Below are 6,667 nucleotides of genomic sequence, written 5' to 3' on the forward strand. Positions count from 1 at the left end.
TAGCCCGCATTCAGGTTGGTGTTGGCAATTTGCCCTTTATTTCCCCAACTTTGTGATGCGCCATAAGACAGCTTGCCATCCATTAGGCTACCACTGAGACCGCTGTTATTTTGCGTGCGCCCGTTTTGGTCATGGCTCAGGGAGTAGGTGGCATAAATCGACTGCACATCGCGGTCGTGAGTAAACAGGCTAAACGGTACGCTTAAGTTAAAGGACAGCTGGCGGTTTTCTGGCCAATTATTGCGGCTGTCTTTCACACGGTCGATGTTGTAGTTCACCCCGTAGCTGACGCCTTTAAAACTGTTGCTGTAGCCCACGGATAAGCCCGTTAAGGTTCGGCTACTTCCCCAGTAATCATCACGGTTAGCCCGAAAATGCAGTGAACCGTACTGTTGCATTTGCTGGCTCAATTGGGTTTGGAAGCTACTGCGGCGACGCTGTAATGTCCACGGGCTAAGACCGTCCTCAAGGCGATAACCTTGGCTGTTAAATTCACTGAAATTGTAGAAATGCTCGGTGGAGTAACGTAATGCGGTTAAATCCACCGAGGTGCCTGTGGCCATTAAGCTTTTTGAATAACGAATACGGTAGGATTGCCCGGTTTTGCGTTCACTGGTACTGGCAACTTGATTGGAATAGCTAAATTTAGCCGATGAGTGCGTCACGTCCGTGGATACGGCACCGAAATCCCCTAAAGAGACCCCCGTTCCCACACTCAGCGATTGGTAATCCTTCGCCAGCAAGGCGCCGCCGTACACGGTGACATCATTGTGCAAACCATACACGGCGGTACCGAGAATAAAGTCAGAGCGGCGTGAACGGGTGGTTAAGCTGCCATTGTAACGACCTGACGCGACTTCATACTTCCAGCCACCAGGGCGCAGCATCACCGGTAAAGACGAGTAGGGCACCACAAATTGACGCTGAGCGCCGTCGGCTTCTGTCACGGTGACGTCATAGTCCCCCGATAGCCCCGCTTGCTGGATATCATTAATATAAAAGGGACCCGGCGCCACATAAGCTTCATACACGATGTTGCCATTTTGGCGAATTGTGACGCGGGCGTTGCTGTTGGCAACGCCACTGATCGCCGGCGCATAGCCACGTAATTGGCTCGGTAACATCTGCTCGTTGGAGGTCAGCTGCACGCCCTTAAAGGGCACGCCATCAAACACATCACTGCCGGTACTGCTTTCCCCCACTAACAATGTCGAGCGCAAAGCCCGAATATCCCGTGATAGCGTGGTATTGGAAAAATAGGTTTGCGTATTCGTCGTGGCGGATGAGTTATTTCCCCCGCTGTATTCGAAACGGGAATGGGTGAGGTTACTGCGCAGGCGCCACGGGCCCGCATTGGCGCCTAATCGCGCGGATGCAAAGACGTTGGTATTTTGGTTTTTTTTACCATCATAGCGGCTCGTCGTGCGACCGGCGCTGACGTTATAGTTCGCCATCAGGGCGGGAATACCATCATCCCATAATGACGGATCCGCATTGCGGCTGATGAGAGACTGCATCGCGACTTGTGGCACGCTGATAGTTAATCGTAAGCGTGATAAATCTAATCGGGTGGTCGCTTGGGGGATCAGTGCGCCTAAATCGGAAATCAACTCGCCTTTCGGTAAGTCTTTGAGTACCGGAATGTGTGGCACATTGACCCCGAACGTGTCGAGCTGTTCAGGGGTGAGTTCAGGCGCAATGTCACCTTGGGCATTTTTGATAAAATTGAGGGTGAATTGCCCCACGTCCTGTTGGTTCACAAAAACGGACACGGTGTATTCCCCTTCGGCAACGCCACCGGCTTGTGAAAAGGCGGATAAATCCACGTCGGTATTTTCACCGACCACCCCTAAAAAACTGGGGGCAAAGTAATCGTCGGCCAGTGTTGGCGCCACCGCCAATAGCAATACGCACGCCAGCGGGTGATAACGGAAAAAAGGAGTTTTTGGCGGATGCTCAGCAATTTTATGGGCTTTTTTCATGGTCTTCCTTTATCTTGCGAATGCAAGAATCCCCCCGTTGCTGTGTGCATCGGGTGAATATGTTTATCTGTTGGTTGCAGTTACATGGCTGAGAGTTGGCGTGTTCTCATGGTGTCATTTCCGCCTTCGTCATCGATGAATCGCCAATGGATATCATTCGCCGTATGGCTGGCATCAAGGGGCCATTGCCTTTCACTAAAGGGGGCAACCATGCGTGACGGACTTAAATCCAGAGCGTTTTTCCCCACCGACAGGGATGCCAACGTGACATAAAACGGCGTGGGGTTTTTCAGCGTGAGCGTGTTTTTTGTGCGCTGAAATTGCAGTTGTTCAGCGATATGGTCGAAATTGTGTTCGGGTAATCCCGCGGGGCGGTAAAACAGTTTCAGGTTATTTTGTACCGCCAGCACCATGTGTGCGCCTTCCGCGGCCGCTTTTGACTGCGCGGGGATCGCGGTCAGTGACAACTGCGCAATCGACTCTTTATCTTGCGTGAGTAAATGATGCTTTTGAAGAATACGTAATGTGAGCGTTTCACCGGGTTCAAAGCGCTGTAACGGCGGTAAGGCAATAAAGGCGGTCAGATTGTCATCGGCGGCTTCGGTATTCTCGCGCTCAGTTTGACTTGATGCATTCCCTTCCCACGGTAATAGGCGCGCCTGCAATAAATACGGTATCGTCGTATTATTGGTGATAGTGTACGTCACCCCATTTTTCGCATCCTGGGGGTAAATCACACGGGTTGAATGCAGAGTGAGTCCATTGATTTGGTCTTGGATGTTATTTGCCCAGACAGGCGGGACAAAAAGCGTCGCCAATAAGGCAATCCCACTCATCAGGCGATATAACACCGACTTTTTAATCGTTGATAAATTAAGGTTGTTCATCGCGGATCGCTCCTGATTGAATACTCCCCTGATACGCGGTGCTCATGTCTCCGTAGTCGGTGATCACTCGCCATTCCACGTGTGTGCCATGCGCTGTCATGGGATACGTTTGGGTGGAAAAGGGCGCAATCATCGGACCCCGTTCACGGACATCGACAGGGTGCTGATCCACACTCAATTGCGCTAATGTGATGTAATAAGGCGTTGGGTTACTCACGGTAATTTGTTGATTTTGATAATGAAACGTCAGCTTGCTTGAGGCAGTCTCGATATTCATCGGTAACCCTTTCGGGCGGTAAAACAGCTTGATGACGTTGCGGATCCCCACCGAAACTTGCGCACTGGTCATGTCGCCTTCCGGCGCATTGACTTTTGTGGTGGCTGGGATCGCTAATAAACTTAAATAAAACACCGATTCTCTGTCGACGGGGAGCTCTGACGTGCCATTACGCACAATGAGCAGCGTGTTTTGGCTCTCTTTTTCTAAGCGAAACATCGGCGGCGTGGCAATGAACGGCGGTGCGGGTTGGTGTGCATTGCCCTCGGGTGTATTGATGACATCGGCTTTGATTAAGTAAACTTGTGGGCTGCTGTTCTTGATGGCCAGTTTTGCATTGGGGTTCGCTGCATCGAACACGACGCGAGTTTGTGCCAAGCGCAGACCGCCTTCTGTGGCGAAGGAGAGCGACGAAAAACAGCTGCATATCAATACAAGAATCAGCGCGCGATAGTCAGAGAGACGAGTCGAAAACATACGGATTACCCACTTAATCATATAAGAAACTAAAGGTGACGGTGGCAATGAGCTCACCATTTTGTAAATTGTCACTGGCCGTGCAGGCGCCGCAGGAGAGGTAGGCTTTAAATTCCAGAGGTCCATTTAACGATGCGGCGTTATCGCTGCCAGCAGCAGGCCAGCTTTTGACGCTGATTTCATTGTTAATGGCGGCATTCGTATTAGCATTAAAATTCGTATTACCGGTTGTCGACATTCGCACGCCGTAGCCTTTTGTGGTGCTGGTTGCATCGGCAAAGAGTTTTACACCATCGCTGGTAGTTATGGTATTACCAGTCACGGTGATCTTGGGCGTCATAAAGTAGCCTTGACAATTTGCCAGAGTGACATTGAACTGGCGGAAACGTGCATCACCACGAATTGTGTCATCCGGAATGGAGTCACCGTTGTTATAAGGCAGTTGCGCCGGCGCGTTAATTTCACAGCTACCGCCATAAAAAAAGGCTGAAAATAAGACGGTGGTTGAGGCACTTCCTGCCTGTAATTCTCCGATGGGGAAGAGCAATCCTATCATCACGCTAAAGAAAGTGAGTGTCTCATTGTTATTAACAGCCTTAGAAATCAGTTATAGAAAAAATTAAACGTCACTGAGGCGGTTAACTCGCCACCTTGTAAGTTATTGGCGGTACAGGTCCCACAACTGACCGTTGCCTTCAGAGGGAGGGTTCCATCCAATGTGTTAGCAAAGGTTTTATTCCATTCTTTGGTAGCGAGTGCCGTGATTTTTTTATCCGTTGCGAGGTTGTCACTTTTATTAAAATTACTGTTACCGTCTGTGGACAATAAAATGCCATAGCCTGTGCTGGTGCTGCCCGTACCGACAAACAGATCTTTTCCGGAGGCATTGTTGGTATCCCCTTCAACGGTTATCGAAGGGGTTAACCCATAACCTTTACAGCCAAGGATGGTGAGATCAAAGGTTTCGCTGATATCACTGGTCGTGGTGATATCTTCCGCAGGGATCAGATCCCCGTTATGAATCGCCACGGTAGGGGGGGCTGTAATTTGGCAGCCACCGCCAACAATGCTGGCATTGAAGGTGGTTTTTGCGGATGTTGCCGCCATCGCAGATTGCCCCATCCCGACCGCATAGAGCACGGTGGGGATCAGTAGGGAATAAAGTGACTTTTGAGCCTGTGTCATCATCGGATCCTGCTTTTATCTTTTATTGAAAAATAAGGTTAAAGGTTAAAGAGGCTGAAAACTCACCGGGGGTTGCCTCCCCATCAATGGGTCCCACTAACCCCACCAAAAACGTTTCTTCGGTTTGGTGAGCGTTATCTTGAGTCAGCGGCGTTAAGGCAATTTGTTCACCCCGTTTAAACGCTTTGCTTGGGTCGTAAAAATCACTCAAAGAGAGTGGTGTGCCATCGCTAAGGCGTAACATAAACCCCGTGCTGTTTGGGGTGCCATCTAAGAAAATGGTGCTTTCGTTATAAGGGGTGTTGCCTTGTAACGTAATTTTCGGGGTGAGATTGCCGGTTTTATCCACACAGATAAATTGCGCTTTTAAGGGCTTAATTTCATGAGTGGTAATGGCACCGGTGAAATCGGATGTCCGCTTAGGTGTAAACTGCAATGCGTTTGGGATGCGGATCTCACACCCCACATCATCCGTAATAACAGCTCGGATTTCGGTTTTTTCTGCCTGCGCGATTTGCCATCCGTTCAAGAACAGGGCAAAAAAAATCGGCCATGATTTAGTGAATTTGCGCATGAAATTCGTCCTTTCCGCCATAGTCATTAATGGCCTTCCATTCCACCGTGCCTTGTCGTTGAACATGGGAATAGGTAAAACTGCCAAAAGGGGCAATCATGTTATTGCCCGCGGTCGCGCTCAGAGGCACCGATTTATTGGCAATTTTTAAGGTGTCTAAGGTGATGTAGTAGGGGGAAGGATTGGTCACTTTAACCCCATTATTCACACTCGAAAATGTCAGCGATTTCATCGCTTGTTGCTGGGTCATTCCCAAATTATCAGGACGATAGAACAGCTTAATCACGTTACCCGTGGAGACTTGCACCGCGCCATCAATATTATTTTTTGGGGTATTTAACCCTTTTTCGCTGGTCGGCATGGCAACGGTACGAAAGTAAAAGACCGACTCTTTATTTTGCGGCAGCGCCCCACTTTTCTTCATGATGCGCGCCTGATTGGTTGAGCCTGGCTCTAACCGGAATAACGACGGCGTCACCACAAACGGGGTTTCACCATTATCCCCATAGGGGGTTTGCAAGATTTGTGCTTTGACTAAATACGGGGTCGCTGATTGACTTGAACTCGTGATGCCAACACTCTTCCCTGTTGTGTTATCACTGGCAGAAAAAATAATGCGAGTCGCATCAATCGCCACCCCGGCTAACGATGAAGCAGATAGCAATAGCAAGCCACTGCAGATCCCTTGCATAAATCGGTTATGTCGCATGTGTCTATCCTCATCTCACTCGTTAGGAAAAGGGAGGTAAGACGGTGAGGCTGTCTTACCTAAGTTGATACAGTTAACTCAATCGAATTAGTTAACGATATAAGAAACTAAGATCGGTGCGCTGTAAGAGCCAGCAGCAGGTGCATCTGTCGCTGTTGCCATACCGACTTTGAAGGTGTATTGCGCAGCGGTTTCATCTGCACCAATGGCAACTTTTGTACCACTACCGTTGGTGATGCGCTTGTTGTCTTTATCTTCAATCATAAAGCCCACAGTTTGTGAATCTGTCGCAACAAAGAGGTCTTGTTGGTTGTTACCCACAGACGTAATGCCTTGAATGATTAAGTTACCTTCTTCACCCTTAGCACAGCCGACTAAAGTCACGGGCATATCAACGGTTGTAGAGGACATTGCGTTGACTGCTGAGAAGTCAGAGTCAGCTTCGCCAACCGATGTTTTTAAAACACCGACGTTTAATACCGATTTACCGCCATTAATGGTGACGTCACAGGTTGTGTTAGTCAGAATGCCTTGCAGAGTCACTTCCGCAGAAGGGGCAGCCAGTGCATTTAGACT

8 protein-coding genes are annotated in these 6,667 nt (G+C 49.3%); all 8 read right to left on the bottom strand.

Translation table 11 applies throughout. The features are described from left to right. On the bottom strand, nucleotides 1-1,982 hold a 1,982-nt coding region (locus tag PROVALCAL_RS00005), incomplete at its 3' end, for a fimbria/pilus outer membrane usher protein (protein ID WP_006657002.1). Nucleotides 1,983-2,062: 80 nt separating this feature from the next. Then, on the bottom strand, nucleotides 2,063-2,869 hold the full coding sequence (locus PROVALCAL_RS00010) for a fimbrial biogenesis chaperone (protein ID WP_006657003.1): 807 nt from the start codon (nucleotides 2,867-2,869) through the stop codon (nucleotides 2,063-2,065). Next, nucleotides 2,856-3,524 (bottom strand): fimbrial biogenesis chaperone, encoded by a 669-nt coding sequence (locus PROVALCAL_RS00015; RefSeq protein WP_243441081.1) that lies wholly within the window; start codon nucleotides 3,522-3,524, stop codon nucleotides 2,856-2,858. Before PROVALCAL_RS00015 ends, PROVALCAL_RS00010 begins: the two co-directional genes overlap by 14 nt. A gap of 112 nt (nucleotides 3,525-3,636) precedes the next feature. Beyond that, complete coding sequence (locus PROVALCAL_RS00020) at nucleotides 3,637-4,179, bottom strand: fimbrial protein (protein ID WP_006657005.1); 543 nt, start codon at nucleotides 4,177-4,179, stop codon at nucleotides 3,637-3,639. A 47-nt stretch (nucleotides 4,180-4,226) separates the two neighbouring features. Continuing rightward, entirely contained in the window at nucleotides 4,227-4,808 is a 582-nt protein-coding gene (locus tag PROVALCAL_RS00025; RefSeq protein ID WP_039861348.1) for a fimbrial protein, read from the bottom strand. A 22-nt stretch (nucleotides 4,809-4,830) separates the two neighbouring features. Further along, on the bottom strand, nucleotides 4,831-5,382 hold the full coding sequence (locus PROVALCAL_RS00030) for a fimbrial protein (protein ID WP_006657007.1): 552 nt from the start codon (nucleotides 5,380-5,382) through the stop codon (nucleotides 4,831-4,833). Next, nucleotides 5,366-6,091 carry a fimbrial biogenesis chaperone gene (locus tag PROVALCAL_RS00035; protein WP_050788067.1) on the bottom strand — a complete coding sequence of 242 codons (726 nt, stop codon included), beginning with the start codon at nucleotides 6,089-6,091 and terminating at the stop codon, nucleotides 5,366-5,368. The genes PROVALCAL_RS00030 and PROVALCAL_RS00035 overlap by 17 nt, the downstream gene beginning before the upstream one ends. An 87-nt stretch (nucleotides 6,092-6,178) precedes the next feature. Next, the coding region (locus tag PROVALCAL_RS00040; protein WP_006657009.1) for a fimbrial protein at nucleotides 6,179-6,667 on the bottom strand (489 nt) is incomplete at its 5' end.

Source organism: Providencia alcalifaciens DSM 30120, from assembly GCF_000173415.1.
In the GTDB taxonomy this organism is placed as follows: domain Bacteria; phylum Pseudomonadota; class Gammaproteobacteria; order Enterobacterales; family Enterobacteriaceae; genus Providencia; species Providencia alcalifaciens.

Bases quoted from the DNA above. Each gene is read 5' to 3' on its own strand.
- PROVALCAL_RS00020 (WP_006657005.1), bottom strand. From the start codon at position 4,179: ATGATAGGATTGCTCTTCCCCATCGGAGAATTACAGGCAGGAAGTGCC.
- PROVALCAL_RS00035 (WP_050788067.1), bottom strand. From the start codon at position 6,091: ATGCGACATAACCGATTTATGCAAGGGATCTGCAGTGGCTTGCTATTG.
- PROVALCAL_RS00030 (WP_006657007.1), bottom strand. From the start codon at position 5,382: ATGCGCAAATTCACTAAATCATGGCCGATTTTTTTTGCCCTGTTCTTG.
- PROVALCAL_RS00010 (WP_006657003.1), bottom strand. From the start codon at position 2,869: ATGAACAACCTTAATTTATCAACGATTAAAAAGTCGGTGTTATATCGC.
- PROVALCAL_RS00025 (WP_039861348.1), bottom strand. From the start codon at position 4,808: ATGACACAGGCTCAAAAGTCACTTTATTCCCTACTGATCCCCACCGTG.